This window comes from Chitinophaga polysaccharea (assembly GCF_007829335.1).
Classification (GTDB): Bacteria; Bacteroidota; Bacteroidia; order Chitinophagales; family Chitinophagaceae; genus Chitinophaga; species Chitinophaga polysaccharea_B.
In genome coordinates, this window is the sequence record NZ_VIWO01000001.1 from 354865 (window position 1) to 372178 (window position 17314).

Below are 17314 nucleotides of genomic sequence, written 5' to 3' on the forward strand. Positions count from 1 at the left end.
TTCAGCGGCCCGTTACCTGCCTTTTGACAGACCAACGCTATCAGGGCAATTGGGCACTACATGTCTATGCTTGTGTGTAAAAATAGTCCTTTTTGCCCTAACTGGTTAAAGCTATACTCGATCCGCAGGCAGGTATCATAGAAAGAAACGATGTCGATGCCCAGCCCGCCGGTATATAGCATACGATTATTGAGGAAGCTGGTGCCTGGAAATTTATTGTAAGAATAACCTGCATCCCCGTACGCTTTGGCAAAAATACGTATGGGTACCTGGCTGAATTTCTTAGGTACGATGGGTAGTTTTATCTTCACCGATAATAGTTCCTGCCGGAGTGTTGATTTCAGGATAGCGAAGCTGGTACCATCTACCACATAATATTCCAATCCTCTCAGGTAGTCATCGTTATATCCCAACGCCTGCTGATTGATATATGGTTGTTCGTTTGAAAATTTCGCCATCCCGCGGAAGCCAAGGGCTGCAAAGGTTTTAGGGCGTAACTCCCAATACCTGGCTACGTTTAGCCGGAAATGAATATCGTCAATATCATTCCAGGGACCTATGCCTCTTTTTCCCACTTCAGCCAGGACACTCATTCCTTTAAGGGGGTATACCCAGCTATCCGCTTTGATGTAGGTCATCCGGTAAGTGATATCCAGGAAATTTATGCTGGTACGGCCTTTTCCCAGGTAATTAGGATTGATGATTGCTACAGAGTCGGCTACTTTCTCATAATTATAATTCACAAACACCTGGTGCCTGGTATTAATGGCCTTACGATAGCTGTAACTGAGCCCCACCTGGTAAATCTGGCGAAGGAAATCTTCCTTGCGGAAAAACTGTTGTTTATTGCCTTTGGTGCTATCATTTACCTCGCGGTTACGTTTATAGATGGCGATTATACCAAGCCCATGATGGAAGTGTTTATCAATGTAAGGAAGATTATACTGGAGGGCAAATCGTTGGGTATAGCCGAACTGCAGGGATGCGTTTAACTCGTCGTTACGGCCGGTAAGATTTCCCTGGGTTCCACTGAGACCAATGTTTACCCGGCTCAGGCTATGATTTTTTTCCACCCACCACTGGTTAAAGTTGCGGTCGGCCAGCTTAAAAATGGGAAAAGCAAAAGTGTACCATCGTTCCCACACTTCGAAGACCAGGTCGGCATTGTTACCCTCCCAGTTTTTCACATTGGCGGTAGCGTTGAGGAAAAGGGAGGTGTTGAGTAGTTGTTTGCGTGTTCTTTCGAGGACTTCCCCCAGATCCCGGAAATAGATGGTATCTCCGGGCACCGTGCTGATTTCCCGCACGATAACGGAGGTACGGGTTTTCTTATTTCCCAGTACAACAATGTTACGCACTACCAGGTAGCTGCTATCCTTTGCAGGTACAGATTGTCCTTCAGCAGTTCCGGGTAACACGAATCCCAACAGGCAGATCATGGCCAGCAGGCGGTAACAGCATCTCAGCATGTAGGTCCTGTAAAAATTTTTAAAAGCGTTGACAATAGTCAAATATAATAAAAAGCCGAAAGGATAAAGTGGAAAGCAAAAAGCTATTGTGTAGAAGAATTTAGCGAATATTTAAAATTCGCTGTGATCATTCTACACAATAGCTTTGTGCTTTTAGCTTTATGCTTTTAGCTCTCCTACATCCCGATATAGTTCATCAGGAGATCGTAATTCTTTTTAAGGAGTTCTTCTTCCGGCTCTTCCGCAAAAACGTATTTGATCACATAATTGAAGCGCTCGAAAGTAGCCAACAGTCCCTGTAATTCCTGCCGGTTAGTTTTCAGCATCACTTCCATTTTACCGGTGGCAGGGTTGCTAAGGGTATTTACGCTCAGGAGGGTTACGTCATTTGATTCGGCGATCCGGGCAATTTCGCTCAGCGCAAAATCGCGGGGCTCCACTTCAAAGGCAACGATACCTCCGGGCTCTTTTACTGCATTAAAGGCAGCGAAAGCGGTAACCAGGTTATCTTTGGTGATGATGCCCAGGTATTCGCTTTCCTTGGTAACTACCGGGAGCGCAGATAATTTAAAGTCGTAGAATAGTTTCAGCGCCTCAAACAGATGAGCATATTCCATGACAGCCGGACGGGAGCCACCGTACTCCATTGATTCCAGGGGTACATCCAGGTCTTCGATATCCATGATATCATCTTCCTCCACCAGGGCCAGGTATTTGCTATCCACTACCATAGGTAGTTGCGTCAGATGATATTCATTCATCAGACGCAGCGCCTTTGCTCCTGTATCAGAAGGATGCAGAGCAGGTACTGACGATATGAGTTCTCTGGCAATCATGTTAGTGTATTCTTACACAATAATAGTAAAGAATATGCCAACAGAAAAAGAAATTACATGTACGCGAAAACGCTGCACATTTCAGTACAGTCGGAAGCGGCCAGGAAAGCGCCGGTTTAACTGACAGGCTGGTACTTCAGTTTCTCCAGGAAAGCGTGCAAAATTTTGTTGAATTCATCAGGGACTTCCATCATAGGTGCATGTCCACATTTGTCGATAAACTGCAGTTCAGAATTAGGTATCAATTTTTTAAACTCTTCGCCGACCATAGGGGGTGTAACGGTATCATTCATACCCCAGATCAGTAAAGTTGGTTGCTTAATATCCTGCAGTTCATCGCCCAGGTTGTGACGGATAGCTGATTTCGCCAGCGTGATGATTTTAATCACTTTCAGGCGGTTATTTACAATTTCGAACATTTCGTCTACCAGCTCTTTGGTAGCGACTTTCGGATCGTAAAAAGTAAGTTCTGCTTTCTTGCGGATATATTCATAGTCCCCGCGTTTAGGATAGGTTTCGCCCATTCCATTTTCGAACAAGCCGGAGCTGCCGGTCAGGATCAGCGATTTCACAGGTGCTTCAGGATGTTTGAGCAGGTACACCAATGCTACGTGGCCTCCCAGTGAATTGCCCAGCAGATGCACATTTTTGTATCCCCTGGCTTCAATAAACTTGTGCACATATTTGGCTAATCCTCCTACCGATGTTTCCAGGATGTTCAAATCATACAGGGGTAACATCGGAATCACAACCTTGTTATACTGCCGGAAATATTCGATCATGTGCGAGAAATTGCTCAAAGCACCAAAAAGTCCATGCAATAATACCAGTGGCTCTCCCTCTCCTTCTTCTATAAAATTAAACTTACCCTGTGTTTTGATTTCGTAATCCATTGCCAAATCTTGAAAGTCAATTTTACGCTAAAATAATTCTTTTTATTAATCTAAAAACTCCCGGAACAAGTTAACCATGTTGAATATGCTGCGCTGCCTGCTCGAAAAATGCCTGCAGCTGAGAGAACATATTCTTAAAAACCGGTATCACCTCTCCGATGTGATCTAACACCCACGGGCCGACGTTCTCAATATAAGGATATACTACCGACTGTAGCTTCGTTTCGGGGCTTAGCCAATATACCTGGTTGGCCATCCACAGCACTACACTATAAATTATTATAAATATAACGCTATACAATAGTATTCCCCCCAATTTATTCAACCAACCCAGCATCACCATTTCCACCAGCTTCTGCAATATGCCGGCTCCCAGCCGGATCAGTAGTATTACCCCCAGGAACAAACCGATGAAGCAAATGACTGGTATCCAACGGGAATGCATATCCCAATGCTGCTGTACATACAATGCAGTTACCGCCGATAATTTGAGGGCTGCTGCCAATCCCAGCATCACGGCTACCAGCGAAAACACCGCTACGATTAACCCACGCGTGTAGCCCCGGTAAATGGCAAACACCATGATAATAGCAAAAATAATATCTATAGACATGTTAGAAATATGGGTATTTACAAATGTTGGAATTTTTTGACGGGAGAAAAATTCTCCCGGCGAAAAATTCCAATATTTATAAATCCGGCCTTACTACTTGCTCAGCAGTTCCTTTACCAGCGCGGAAATAGCCTTTCCATCGGCTTTACCGGCCAGTTGTTTGGTAGCAACGCCCATTACTTTTCCCATATCAGCCGGGGAACTGGCGCCAGTGGAGGTAATAATATCAGTAATGGCCGTACGTAATTCGGCCTCGCTCATCTGTTTAGGAAGGAAACGCTCAATCACGTCCAGCTCTTCCTGCTCTTTTACAGCCAGGTCTTCACGGTTCTGGGCACGGAAAATTTCGAGGGAATCCTTTCTCTGCTTGGCCAGCTTCTGCAGCAACTTGCTTTCATCGGCTTCTGTCAGTTCAGCACTGGCTCCTTCTGCAGTTTTAGCCACCAGGATGGCCGCTTTAATAGCACGCAGCGCGCGCAATTCTGCTTCTTTTTTACCCAGCATCGCAGCCTTAATGCCTGCGTTGATATCTAATTCTAATGACATATGGTTAGGTTTAATGGATTATTGTCCTTCAGCAGCCTGCTTTTCCTGGAATTTCTTAAAGAAATCCTTTGCAAAAGCACGCATTTCGTCGGCCTGATCTTTATAAGGCGTAGCCCTTGCATAGGTATCTGCCATGGTCATCATTGTCTGAAAGAAGAAATCAGCCATTTCATCTACCATCATATCTTTCGTCCACAAGTCTATACGCAGGGCAGCTCTTTCTGCCGGGTCCCAGAAGGACACGATCATCCCCTTGGCCTTCATTAATCTATCATCCTTATTGTCGGTAGCACTCCAGGCTATTGACTCCGGCACCTTCTGATCGTCCAGTCCTACCTGGATCTTTATAGTAGATATTGTACTCATGTTTATCAATTAAAGCGCAAAAATAGCCATCCTTCCTCATTTTGAGAAACTCCTATCTGGTCAGGGCATTCCACCACTGCAAAGCCGCCTGCTCCCAGCTGGCAGAAAGCTTCACTGGTGGTGTTTTTGAGAGCAACCGGCTCCTCAGCTGCTCATCTTTGTACAGGAGGCTCATTTTTTCCGACAAATCGTCCAGGCTGGCCGGATCGGCATACAATACCGTATCCCCACCCGCTTCCCGGGCCGCTGTGCTATCCAGGGCAATCACCGGCACCTCGCAGCGCTGTGCCGCATAAATGGGCAAAGCCAGTCCCTCAAACCTCGACGGATATACGAGCGCATAAGCCGCCCCTGTTAACCGGGCCAGCATAGCCTCATCGGCTGCTTCTATGCAAACCACGTCCTGGCGAAATTTATAGCTCTGCAGGGAAGCGGCAATATCCGCACCTGCCGGTGTAATACTCCCTGCCAGTACCAATTTTATATTGCTCCGCTGCCGTTTCTTCAAGGCAGAAAATGCTTTCAGCACCGGCATTATATTATTTCGGGGATGCACGCTCCCTGTTACCAGGAAATACTCTGCCCCTCCGGCAAATTCCTTTTTTACCGCCTCCCGTTGCTCCCATTCCAGCGGCCGGTAGGCATCACTCAGGCCTATATCCAGGGTCACCAGTCTATCCATCACGCCCGGGGCATATCGCACTACTTCTTCCTTCGTAGTGGCCGATACCACGCTAACACACCGCGCTTTGGCCAGGTATTGGCGCATATTGTTTTTGAGCGACCGCTGCTGTACTTCCGGCTGTAAACCCGCTTCTTTAAGAAACGACAAGTCCCTTACCAGCAGGCCGGCAGGGATTTTACTACGCAGCGGCACAGTTCCGTCTAATCCCAGGTAAAAATCCGGCCGGGAAGATTTCATCGCCTTCACCAGCTGCCATTCCAGCCACCAGTAATAATGCCAGGACTTATTGCCTTTACGGGGCAATATCACCGTGGTGGCATTGGCCGGCAGCGATAACCCTTGTGGCATCTCCCCATCAAAATAGAAAGTGAATTGATGCCCCGGCTGTTGCCGGCACATCGCCAGTATAATATCAGCAGCCACTCTCCCGGTATCGGCAGGCATGTCCTGCCTTAAACAAGCGGCATTAACAGCAATTTGCATAAACGAATCCTTTGTCTGCGAGCATGCAAACCTACACAATTTTAGATTCGGGAAGCAGGATTTCGGGATTCCCGCTATTGATCCGACTTATTTGTGATATAAAATACCTGGTGGGTGGTAACATTGGCTGTGTTGCCCAGGGAAGATAACCACACCGTTACCTCGTATGTTTTCAATGGCTTCAGATGGCGCAGGTTGATAGTAAACTGCGGTGCTTTAGTGTCCGGCACAGGATCCTGGGCTAAAGGAATGGCACCGGTTTCCGTAACCACGCTCAACATCACCTTTACGCCGGCATCCGGCATTTTGGAGGTAACATTTACTTTCAGCGCGTAACTGCTGTCCATTGCTATATTATACTTGCCCAGTTGTATGTCGGGAAGGGTAAATGCCAGTGTTTCCTCCTGTACATTAGGAGCAGGATTATCGCTCTTTTTCTTTTTACAGGAGACGAAAGTCAGCACAACAAAAGCTAATAATACAGGGAAACAGTTTTTCAATAGCATATTTCAAGTATATATGGGAGCCTGAAATTAGCTTTTTTTTATATGCAAATCAAATTTTACTTCGTACATCCATGGCATCGCGCAAACCATTCCCCAACAGGTTGAAAGCCAATACCAGTAACATAATCGCAATGCCTGGCGCCAGGGCCAGCAACGGGTTATGTGTAATGATAAAGTTATAGTTTTCCTTGATCATCAATCCCCAGGAAGGCTGCGGGGGCTGTACTCCCACGCCCAGGAAGCTAAGTCCCGCCTCTACCACGATAGCCGTAGCAAAGTTGCCCGCAGCTACCACCATCACCGGTCCCAGGATATTGGGTAATATGTGTTTTACAATAATCCGGACGTGGCCATATCCCAGCGCCCTGGCGGCTTCTACATACTCCAGCTCCCGGATGGCCAGCACTTGTCCGCGGATAATACGGGCCACGCCCACCCACATCGTTAGCCCCACGGCAATAAATACCTGCCAGAAACCCTTGCCCAACGCCAGGGTAAGCGCAAATACCAGCAGCAATGTAGGCATCGACCATACTACATTTACCAGCCACATCACCACATCATCGGTGCGGCCCTTGAAATAACCAGCTACAGCGCCTAATAACACGCCTATACTCAGGGAAATAACCACAGCAATACATCCTACCCCCAGGCTCACCCGGGTACCTACCAACAGCCGGCTTAAAATGTCCCGGCCAAACTTATCGGTCCCCAACCAATAAGTAGCATTAAAAATCCGCATCTTCCGGACTTCCTCCTGCAACTCCGCCAATGACACCGTAGCAACTGGTTTACCGTATAGTACAGTAGTAAGAGGATATACCTCTTCTCTTCCGGTAGATTCATCTACATAACGTTGTATCACAATGGCGCTGTCTTTAAACTGCCAGGAACGCAGCGGGATCCAGGTCATATCCGGTTCCTGTCCGTGTAAGAGCCGTTCCCATAAAGATACCGTAACCACCGGCCGTTCTTTCTTCACAGCCAGCATGGTAATCCGGAATCCCGGGTGTTGCCCCTCTATTTCCAGGATCATCCTATTGGCATCCGGTGTATTATCGGGCGCCAGCGCATAAGCGAGCACGCTAATGAGCACCGACAGGGCTATTACCAGTAAACCGGCCACTGCACCCTTATTGCGGTATAATCGTTTCCAGGAAGATTGCATACTTGATAAAAGGCGATGTATTTAGTTAACCGTACGGCCTTTCCACTGATAACTACCAAACTTACCCAGCCAGCCGGCAACAACAATATAAGGAATATGGAACACCTGACCGGGAATAAACCATAGTAACAATTCCGTTTTGTTGAAAAACTTTGCCACGGGCAACAGGAAATACAGCTCCAGCGTTATTTTAAACAATAACACTATCAGGAACCAGGGCCACCATACCGGGAAAAACAAGACCATTACTCCCATAATTAACAGGCCCAGGTTAAACAGGTATACCAGCAGCAATACCCAGGTAAGTCGTTTGTCTTCGTATTTATCGGCCTTGGACGACCAGCGGATACGCTGATTCATAAAGTCTTTCAGCGTATCTACGGCGAGGGTGCGCACAATGGCATCTTCACTTTTCAGGTATTTTACGCTATCCGGATAGGCACTGTATATCTTGTACATCAGCAACATATCATCACCGGAGGCGATGTTGTCGATCCCGGCGAAGCCGCCCACTTCATGAAACGCTTTCTTCTCGTAGGCCAGGTTAGCGCCGTTACACATAGTGCCCGAGGCCAGTTGCGCGGCAGCTCCGGTAATGCCCTGCATGGTCATAAAATCGAGCGATTGCAGGCGCTTAAAGAAATTATGCTCTTTGTAGAAGCTAACCGGTGCGGCTATAAATTTAGGGAGATGATGTTCATAAAATTGTACCATGGTGTCAATCCAGCGCGGTCCCATCACACAATCAGCGTCTGTGGTAACAATAAGATCCCCGCTGGCTTTGGATATGGCGATTTCAATAGCTTTCTTCTTGTAGGAATTCAATCGTTGCTCCTCATCCAGGTATTGCCTTAGTTCCAGCAGGTGAATATTTTCTGCCGGGAAGTTGCGGATGATATCAGCAGTATTATCTGTAGAAAAATCATCGATGATGATCACCTCCAGTAAAGCGGCTGGATAGGTTTGGCGCCGGAGCGCTTCCAGTAAAGCCGGTAGGTTAGCCGCTTCATTCCGGGCGGGAATAATAACCGTTACGGCAGTATGGCCGGCAGTTTGCCCTACTGTGGAAAACTTCTTCAACCGTTTCCAACCCAGGCTATACCACAGCATTAGTACACCATAGCCAAGCGACAGCACAATCAATATAATTACAAAAAACTGCATCCAGGTTAAAGATTTTTATTGATGATAAGGCCCAGCTGCGCGGATATCAGCTGATGCCCTTTGTCTAATATCAATATTTTAGAGGGAAATGAACCATCCGCAAAGCGGGTACCCAATACAGGAGGAATAACACGATCGTATTTTCCGAAGACCAACAGCGTTAAAACGTTATATTGAGATAATAATTGTTTACACTTCTTTTTGTCCGGCATCATATGCCGTAAGTTGGTCCATACATTATACACCAATGCTCTTTTCGATTGTTCATTCATCCTGTGCAGTGCAAACTTATATACACTCTGATTCAGCAAACCCAGTTTACGCCAGGTATGCAGCAGCGTAAAGAATAAACGGGGATGATAGGTATTATATTTGAATATCCGGTTGCCTATACCGGTTTGTGTAACAAACATATGCCAGGGATTATTCCGCAAACCGTCTGCAGCAGCCAATACCAGGTAATCTATTTTAGGCGCCAATCTTTCTACCAGGCAAAGTGATAACCTGCCTCCCATGCTATATCCCATCAGGGAAAACCTGTCTTTCCCCTGTTGTTGCAATACCATGCGCACAATGGTTACCAGGTCTTCCTTTTCAAAAGCTCTTTCTTCGCGCCACTCCGTACTGCCGTGCAGTGGCATGTCCAGCGCTACGATAGTAAACCGCTCTCCCAGCGTAGCTGTGAGCGGCTGAAAGTGTGCGGCGCTTTCCCCAAAGCCATGCAGGCAAATCAATAGTGCTTCCCCCGTACCTTCACAGGTACCGTGAAACTGGCTTTTCAAATATGAGAGATAAAAGTCAGACATAAAAGGGGGACAATGATAGTGAATAAAGCGCAAAGGAGAAAGTTAGCCACTGAATGACTTTCTACCAGTTTATTTTTTGTTAAAAATAAACCAATGCCGGTTTCAGTAGGTGAATTGATTTAAATTCAGTGAAAAATCAATAGCATCAGCATGTTTAGCTAAACCGGATCAAACCTACGCAGCTTTATGCTTTTTTCAGTAAATTACAGAACTACCAAAAATTCAGTAACATGGACGCAACAGTTGAAAATAAGACTGCGCTGAAAGGCGCAGAATTCCTGGTAAAGGAAAGCGCTCCGGAGGATGTTTTCACCCCGGAAGACTTTTCAGAAGAACAGCTGATGATCAAAGACATGGCAGACCAGTTCATCAGCAAGGAGGTAACCCCGATTGTAGAACGCCTGGATAAACAGGAAGAAGGTTTAATGCAATCGCTGCTGGAAAAAGCGGGTGAACAAGGCTTGCTGGGAGCTTCCTTCCCCGAAGAATATGGAGGACTGGGTAAAGATTTTGTAACCGCTACGATTATCAACGAAGGATTGGGCGCAGGGCACTCTTTTTCTGTTGCCATGGCTGCGCATACGGGTATTGGTTCCTTACCCATCCTTTATTTTGGTACCAACGAACAAAAAGAAAAATATATTCCTAAACTGGCTACCGGTGAAATGAAAGGCGCTTATGCCCTTACGGAGCCAGATTCCGGCTCTGATGCCCTTGGCGCTAAAACTACCGCCAAGCTCACAGAAGATGGAAAATACTATGTGCTGAATGGACAGAAAAGCTGGATCACCAACTCCGGTTTTGCAGACGTGTTCACCGTATTTGCTAAAATTGACGGCGACAAATTCACGGCATTTATTGTTGAAAAAGGCACTCCCGGATTTACCCTGGGCGCCGAAGAACATAAAATGGGGATCAAGGGTTCTTCTACCCGGCAAATTTATTTCCAGGATGCCAAAGTACCCGCAGAAAATGTGCTGGGTGTAATCGGTAAAGGTCACCTGATTGCCTTCAACATCCTCAACATCGGCCGCCTGAAACTCTGTGCCGCTGCGCTGGGGGCCGCAAAAAAATGTATCAATACCTCCGTACAATACGCCAATACCCGCACCCAGTTTAAACAACCGATCGCCAACTTCGGCGCTATCAAGCACAAACTAGCGGAAATGGCTATACGTACCTGGACCTCCGAATCAGCCCTGTTCCGCACCGCTCAACTGATAGATGAGAAAGAAAAAGAACTGCTGGCTGCCGGCAAACCTTTTAACGAAGCACTGCTGGGTGCCGCCGAAGAATACGCCGTAGAATGTGCCATTCTCAAGGTAAACGGTTCCGAAGTGCTGGACTTTGTAGTGGATGAAGGCGTACAGATTCACGGTGGCAACGGCTTCAGCGATGAATATATCATCTCAAAAGCTTACCGCGATTCCCGCATCAACCGCATCTTTGAAGGTACCAATGAAATTAACCGGCTGCTTACGCTCGACATGACCCTGAAACGCGCCATGAAAGGTAAGCTGGACCTGATGACACCGGCCATGAATGTGATGAAGGAACTGATGAGTATTCCTGACTTTGGCAGCGACGATGAAACCGCCTTCAGCAAGGAAAAGAAGATGATCGCCAATTTCAAGAAAGCCATCCTCATGGCTGCCGGCGCCGCTGCGCAGAAACTCATGATGAAGCTGGAAAATGAACAGGAAATCCTCATGGATATTGCCGATATGGCCATCGAAACTTTTGTAGCCGAAAGTGCATTGCTCCGCTTAATCAAACTTACCACCAGCAAAGGCGAAGCCGCCGCTTCTTTCCAGGCCGACATTGTACGGACCTTCATTTACGATGCAGCCGATCGTATCAACAAATCCGGTAAGGATGCTATCAACGCCTTCGCTGAAGGCGACGAACAACGTATGATGCTGTTAGGCCTCAAACGCTTTACCAAAGCAGAACCATTTAACGCAAAAGATGCCCGCAGAAGAATTGCGGATAAACTGATTGCAGACAATAAATATAGCTTTTAATATCATATCAGGCTTTTAGCTGTTAGTAACCCTGGCAGCTAAAAGCTTTTCTCCTATTCCCCTCTCCTGCTTATCTTTACACTCTTTCATAGATATTGATGACAGGTTATTATGCTATCGTTGAAGTTTTTTTCTCCCATTTTTATTGCACTTTGTATCCCCTTCTTAGCCAGCAGCCAGGTGTCCCTGCGTCTTAGCCAGCCTTCAAGGGATCAGAATAATGTGACCACGGCCAAACAATTCATCGCCGGCAGGACCTGCATGGGTTGTACCGTCACCATCAACAGCGACTCTGTACATGTGTATTCCACCGGCACCTTTGCCACTAAATATGAATTAGCTACCGGGCGCAATAGTTTTTCCATTACTACTACTGCCCCTAACGGTGAAACATATACTAAAAATGTAGTATTCTATTACAACCCGCCACCAGCGCCCGTTGCTACCAACATTTTTCGTATAGACTATATAGATATATCTCCTTCCGGCAACCTGGAACTAATGGAAGGTGATACCCTGCGGATAAAAATGAAAGGGTACCCCGGTGAAACAGCCAGCTGGTTCAATGACAGCCCACTCCGGGAAATGCCCGCCTCGCAAACCGGAGGAGTGCCGGGCTACTACACGGGCACCTATATCATACAACCCGGCGACTCGCTGTTGAATGGGAAAATAATGGTACGCCTGCGCAAACGTAATGGAGAAACAGCCGTATTGGCCAGTCCCAACCACTACCACGTTATGCACAATGAGCTCCCCTTCACCGGCCGTACCATCGATAATATGACTTACCTCACTTCCAGTCCGCATGGCGACCGCCTGGGGCCGGATAAAATTGGCTACCTCGACAAAGATGTATTGTTGCATATTGTAGGCAGGCAAGACGATTATTACAAAGTAAGGCTGTCTTCCAAACAAACAGCCTTTATACCCGAACCCCTGATAGATACTGAAATCCCCCAGGAACAGCTGTCCGTGAGCATTGCAGACGATCCCAAAATATGGGGAGACGACAAATACGACTATGTTTCCGTGGCCTTGTCTGACAAGCTACCGTATACTTCCACCCAGCTGGTGTCTTCCAAAAAAATTATTGTAGACATACATGGCGCTTATGCTGAAAAAGGATTAAGCACATTGTTGCAGAACACGAAAGAAATTACTTCCGTTGCCTGGGGCCAACCTTCCCACGATGTATGCCGCATGGTTATTTCCCTGCAACATGCCCCCTGGGGATACCAGGTATACTATGAAAATAACCGTATAACGGTAAAGGTTAAACGTGTACCGGCTAACCTGTCGTTGAAAAACCTGGTCATTGGGTTAGATCCTGGCCATGGCGGCGGCAATCCCGGCGCCACCGGGCTAACCGGCACCGTAGAAAAGCAAATGACCCTGGTAATAGCCTTGCAGCTCAAAAACCTGCTGGAAAGAGAAGGCGCCACAGTGATCATGTCGCGTACTACTGAAAAGTTTGTGGCCAATGAAGACCGGTTGTCTTTTTTCCGCCGGGCTAATCCTGACTTGTTATTGAGCATTCACTTCAACTCTTCCGTAAACCCCGTAGATGTATATGGTACGGCTACGTATTACAAACAACCTTTCTGCGAGCCGCTGAATGCGGCTATCCATGATCGTTTGCTGCAAACGGGACTAAATGATTTTGGAAATAACGACAACTTTAATTTCATCCTCAACAATCCTACAGAGTTCCCCGATGCGCTGATTGAAACGTTATTTCTCAGCAACCCCGGCGATGAGGAAAAGATATTACAACCTGCATTCCAGCAATTCATTGTTACCAAAATTGTGGAAGGTGTAAAGGATTACCTGAAAGAAGCAGCGGTTAGCCGGTAAGGCCACCGCTGCATAAAAAGCTATAATCCGTTTAAGTGTACAGTCAACCGGTTGATGGCCGCTGCTACCACAGCAATTTGTTCCTGGGCTTCTGTCCACCGGCGCTGTTCAATTGCTTCTCTTACACCTGGAATTGTTTTTACACCATAACCCGTATAAAAGCCGGGAGCATACAAAGTATGTTTATACCAGCTACGGGCAGGCAATCCCTTGCCGTATAATAGCTGTTGTTCCGCCTGGTATAGCGCTTTGTCGTAGGTGGCGCCCGTATGATTTTTCCGGGAAGACAACGCCTGCGTGGTGGTATCCAGTGCTACGAGCGCATTTTGCAGGGCCGAAAAATCGAGGTATGGCACTTCTGCTTTGGGCGATGGCGGCAATAGATGTTTGGCTGTATCTGTTACCAGCTGGTATTTCTGCTCTTCGATCAACTGGTTTTCAATGGAAGTGGCTTCGCGCATACCGGTTGCCAGTTCTGTAAGCTCATTCACATATCCGTTCACTGTTTCATACAACCGCCGGAAATCGAAAGGCAGGTTAACGGCGTCGGCTACACGCAAAACAGTATGGCCGGCAGCTTCCGAGAGGGCGACGCCATATTGAAAGCCGGGATCTTTAAACCGGCGGTAGTCGTCGTAGGAATCGTAGATGGAATGGTATTCGCCGCCGGCATCTTCTCCCCCAAAGCCATAATCCAAGGAAGGAATGCCCAGGTGCTGCAGGAAGGAGGAATAGTCAGAGCCCGATCCCATAGCGCCGATGGCCAGGTTCTTTTTAGCCAGCCGTTCTTTTTTCAGTTTGGCAGTAGGCGCTTTCAGTGCATCTGACGCCTGTTTGCGGGCCAGAATGCTCACACTGGTTTGTGGGTCGGTGATATCGCGGGCCACGTCGTTGACCAGCGTTTCCAGTGCATGAGAGCCGCTGGCGTTGAAAAAGCCCCTTCCATTGTTGTCGGTATTGAGGTATAGCACTGCTTTTTCCTGCAATTCGGCCGCATGGTCTTCCACCCATTCGGTAGAGCCCAGCAGTCCTGGTTCTTCGCCATCCCAGGCACAATATACCAGTGTGCGCCGGGGTGTATATCCCTCACGGTGCAGCGCTCCTATTGCCTTGGCTTCTTCCAGCAAGGCGGCCAACCCGCTGATAGGGTCAGCGGCGCCGTTGACCCAGGCATCGTGGTGATTGCCGCGGATCACCCATTGGTCGGGCAATTCACTGCCTTTCAGCTTGGCGATTACATTATGGCAAGGACGTATTTGCCAGTCGAATTGCAGCTTCAGGTGCACGATGGCTTTTCCATTGCCAATATGGTAGGTAAAGGGTAAAGCTCCCCGCCATTCTTCCGGCGCCACAGGCCCTTCCAGGGATTTGAGCAGCGGCGTGGCATCATGATAACTGATCGGTAATACTGGTATTTTAAGCAGATTAGGGGCCTGGAGCCGGTCCAACCGCTGTGCGTTGGCGGTAGCGCCAATATTGGGTGTCAACGGGTCCCCGGGATAGATAACAATATCCATCACAGCGCCTCTCTGTACGCCATATTCATTTTTAAATGCGCCTTGGGGATAAACATCTCCTGCGTAATACCCATCATCTTTGGGATCGGAGTAAATGATACAGCCAATAGCTCCATGTTCCTGGGCTACCTTGGGTTTGCTGCCCCGCCAGGAGCGGCCATATTTAGCGATCACTATTTTACCTTTTACGCTGATACCGGTGCGTTCCAGGTATTCATAATCGTCCGGAAGTCCATAATTCACAAATACCAGCGGGGCTTCTACGTCGCCATCGGCGCTCCAGGCGTTGTAGGTAGGTAACTGCCCCGCCTGCCCGGAGGTAGCATCTTCCTTCAGGGCCGGTTCTTTTAGTAAGGCTTTATACGTAGCAGGACTTTTCAGTTCCAGTACCCGCTCTTTGGGCGTGGGAAACAGTACCTGGTAAGTAACTATTTCGGCGTCCCAGCCATAGCTTTTAAAGCGTTGCAGGATGTCTTCTGCTACGGCTTTCCCCCTGGCGGAGCTAATATGGTGTGGCTGGGAGGACAGCGATTGAATTGTTTCACCTATGTGAGTGCTGCTCAATTGTTTATCGAAACGATCTTCCAGGCGGCGTTGCTGCGATTGGCTTTGTTCCTGGGCCTGGGTAATCCCGGGCCAGCAGAGGACCAGGGCCAGCAGGCAGATATAATGATTGGTCATAAGCAATATGGCGCTTGTTGATAAAAAGGGTTTATTGACTGAATATACGAATAGTCTATAATATCTATGGACTAATTTAAGGGAGAAATATCTCAGCATAACTTTTGGTTATGATCCATAAATACAGGTTATAGCTGAAATAGTCTACTCAGTCAGTAGATTAATCTATATTTGTAAATCCTTTCATAGCTTTATTGTGTGAAAAGATCTTGATAATATCATAAACAGCAGTTATATGGCGAATGCGATTCAGGAGTTTAACGACTACCGCGCTAAAATGAATGAGGTAATATTGGGCAAACAGAATAAAGTGATCAACCGTCTTTTTAACCTGGACACCAATACCTATGCAGAAGGGGCACTGAGTACCAAAACAAAGGAGATGCTGGGACTGGTAGCATCTATGGTGCTCCGTTGTGATGATTGTATCAAATACCACCTGGGAAAAGCGCATGAGCAAGGCGTTACCACAGACGAGATGTATGAAATCTTTGCGGTAGCCAACATTGTAGGGGGCACTATCGTGATTCCTCATACCCGCCGGGCGGCAGAATATTGGGAGGAATTACAGGCCCAGTGACCTTAATTTACAGGTATCTATCGTAACTTTACAGACTATCTAATATATAAATCAAACTAATGTCAACAGCAACTATAGCTCCGCAGGCAGCCCTCACGGCAAAAGACTTTGCAACGGACCAGGAAGTACGCTGGTGCCCTGGCTGCGGCGACTACTCTATACTTAAACAGGTACAAACGATTATGCCTACGCTGGGGGTTCCCCGCGAAAATATTGTGATTGTTTCCGGTATCGGATGTTCCTCGCGTTTTCCGTACTATATGAATACTTATGGTATGCACTCGATCCATGGTCGTGCTACCGCCGTTGCTTCCGGTTTGAAAGCTACCCGCCCTGAACTGAGCGTATGGATTGTAACCGGTGATGGCGATGGCCTGTCTATTGGCGGTAACCATACCATTCACCTGCTGCGTCGCAACTTTGATGTAAACGTAATGCTGTTCAACAACCAGATTTATGGTTTAACAAAAGGACAGTATTCTCCTACTTCTGAAGAAAATAAAGTGACCAAATCTACCCCCATGGGTAGTATCGATCATCCGTTCAATCCCCTGGCCCTGGCCCTGGGTGCGGATGCCACTTTTATTGCCCGCAGTATGGACCGTGATCCCAAGCACTTACAGGAAATGCTGAAACGCAGCCATGCGCATAAAGGCGCTTCCTTCCTGGAAATCTACCAAAACTGTAACATCTTTAACGATGGCGCCTTTGAAGCCTTCACCGAAAAGAGCACCAAAGCCGATGAAACTATCTTTGTAGAACAAGGTAAACCGCTGGTATTTGGCGCCACCAAAAACAAGGGCATCCGCCTGGATGGTCTGAAACCGGTAGTGGTGGAGCTGGGAGCCGATTTCTCTGAAAGCGATCTGTGGATACACGATGAAAATGATTTCTATAAGGCGCAACTGCTCACCCGCATGTTCGATGATACCCGTATAGAAGGACACTTACCGAGGCCGTTTGGTGTTTTCTACCAGGCTTTCCGTCCTACTTACGAAGACATCATGCAGTTCCAGTTGACCGACGCCGTAGCCAAGAAAGGCCCTGGTGACCTGGATAAGCTGCTGGCTGGTAATGAAACCTGGACGATTAAAGCATAATAGCCTTACCTTATAAAAAC

The 17314-nt window shown here is 47.4% G+C and carries 16 protein-coding genes; 4 read left to right on the top strand and 12 right to left on the bottom strand.

Going from position 1 to position 17314, the window contains the following annotated elements; translation table 11 throughout:
• Positions 1-56 precede the first annotated feature (56 nt).
• The 11 genes from FHW36_RS01470 to FHW36_RS01520 form a co-directional block, all read right to left on the bottom strand.
• Complete coding sequence (locus FHW36_RS01470; protein ID WP_145661145.1) at positions 57-1469, bottom strand: POTRA domain-containing protein; 1413 nt, start codon at positions 1467-1469, stop codon at positions 57-59.
• A gap of 176 nt (positions 1470-1645) precedes the next feature.
• Positions 1646-2305: a CBS domain-containing protein gene (locus tag FHW36_RS01475; protein WP_145661149.1), complete on the bottom strand. Its 660-nt coding sequence runs from the start codon at positions 2303-2305 to the stop codon at positions 1646-1648.
• Positions 2306-2421: 116 nt separating this feature from the next.
• Positions 2422-3198 carry an alpha/beta fold hydrolase gene (locus tag FHW36_RS01480; protein WP_145661152.1) on the bottom strand — a complete coding sequence of 259 codons (777 nt, stop codon included), beginning with the start codon at positions 3196-3198 and terminating at the stop codon, positions 2422-2424.
• 70 nt (positions 3199-3268) lie between these two features.
• Positions 3269-3811, bottom strand: a complete 543-nt coding sequence (locus tag FHW36_RS01485) for a CvpA family protein (protein WP_145661155.1) — start codon at positions 3809-3811, stop codon at positions 3269-3271.
• 93 nt (positions 3812-3904) lie between these two features.
• Complete coding sequence (locus FHW36_RS01490; protein ID WP_145661158.1) at positions 3905-4357, bottom strand: GatB/YqeY domain-containing protein; 453 nt, start codon at positions 4355-4357, stop codon at positions 3905-3907.
• A gap of 18 nt (positions 4358-4375) precedes the next feature.
• Positions 4376-4723 (bottom strand): gliding motility protein GldC, encoded by a 348-nt coding sequence (gene gldC, locus FHW36_RS01495; protein ID WP_145661161.1) that lies wholly within the window; start codon positions 4721-4723, stop codon positions 4376-4378.
• Between the two features lie 52 nt (positions 4724-4775).
• A complete protein-coding gene (locus FHW36_RS01500) occupies positions 4776-5891 on the bottom strand; it encodes a glycosyltransferase (protein ID WP_145661165.1) in 1116 nt (371 codons plus the stop codon).
• A gap of 74 nt (positions 5892-5965) precedes the next feature.
• Positions 5966-6397: a hypothetical protein gene (locus FHW36_RS01505; protein WP_186452267.1), complete on the bottom strand. Its 432-nt coding sequence runs from the start codon at positions 6395-6397 to the stop codon at positions 5966-5968.
• 49 nt (positions 6398-6446) lie between these two features.
• Positions 6447-7565, bottom strand: a complete 1119-nt coding sequence (locus tag FHW36_RS01510; RefSeq protein WP_145661171.1) for an ABC transporter permease — start codon at positions 7563-7565, stop codon at positions 6447-6449.
• A gap of 21 nt (positions 7566-7586) precedes the next feature.
• The gene (locus tag FHW36_RS01515; protein ID WP_145661173.1) at positions 7587-8729 is read right to left on the bottom strand and encodes a glycosyltransferase; all 1143 of its coding nucleotides are present in this window, start codon (positions 8727-8729) and stop codon (positions 7587-7589) included.
• Positions 8730-8734: 5 nt separating this feature from the next.
• Positions 8735-9511 carry an alpha/beta fold hydrolase gene (locus FHW36_RS01520; protein ID WP_186452268.1) on the bottom strand — a complete coding sequence of 259 codons (777 nt, stop codon included), beginning with the start codon at positions 9509-9511 and terminating at the stop codon, positions 8735-8737.
• A 254-nt stretch (positions 9512-9765) separates the two neighbouring features.
• Between FHW36_RS01520 and FHW36_RS01525 the strand changes: the two genes are divergently transcribed.
• Positions 9766-11559, top strand: coding sequence for an acyl-CoA dehydrogenase family protein (locus FHW36_RS01525; RefSeq protein ID WP_145661179.1), 1794 nt, complete (start codon positions 9766-9768; stop codon positions 11557-11559).
• Between the two features lie 111 nt (positions 11560-11670).
• Positions 11671-13416 (top strand): N-acetylmuramoyl-L-alanine amidase, encoded by a 1746-nt coding sequence (locus tag FHW36_RS01530; RefSeq protein ID WP_145661182.1) that lies wholly within the window; start codon positions 11671-11673, stop codon positions 13414-13416.
• A gap of 20 nt (positions 13417-13436) precedes the next feature.
• Here FHW36_RS01530 and FHW36_RS01535 read toward each other — a convergent pair whose 3' ends face one another.
• A complete protein-coding gene (locus FHW36_RS01535; protein WP_145661185.1) occupies positions 13437-15614 on the bottom strand; it encodes a transferrin receptor-like dimerization domain-containing protein in 2178 nt (725 codons plus the stop codon).
• Between the two features lie 235 nt (positions 15615-15849).
• Between FHW36_RS01535 and FHW36_RS01540 the strand changes: the two genes are divergently transcribed.
• Together FHW36_RS01540 and FHW36_RS01545 are read left to right on the top strand one after the other, a co-directional pair.
• The gene (locus FHW36_RS01540) at positions 15850-16194 is read left to right on the top strand and encodes a carboxymuconolactone decarboxylase family protein (RefSeq protein ID WP_145661188.1); all 345 of its coding nucleotides are present in this window, start codon (positions 15850-15852) and stop codon (positions 16192-16194) included.
• Between the two features lie 59 nt (positions 16195-16253).
• Positions 16254-17294: a 2-oxoacid:ferredoxin oxidoreductase subunit beta gene (locus tag FHW36_RS01545; protein WP_145661191.1), complete on the top strand. Its 1041-nt coding sequence runs from the start codon at positions 16254-16256 to the stop codon at positions 17292-17294.
• Positions 17295-17314 lie beyond the last annotated feature (20 nt).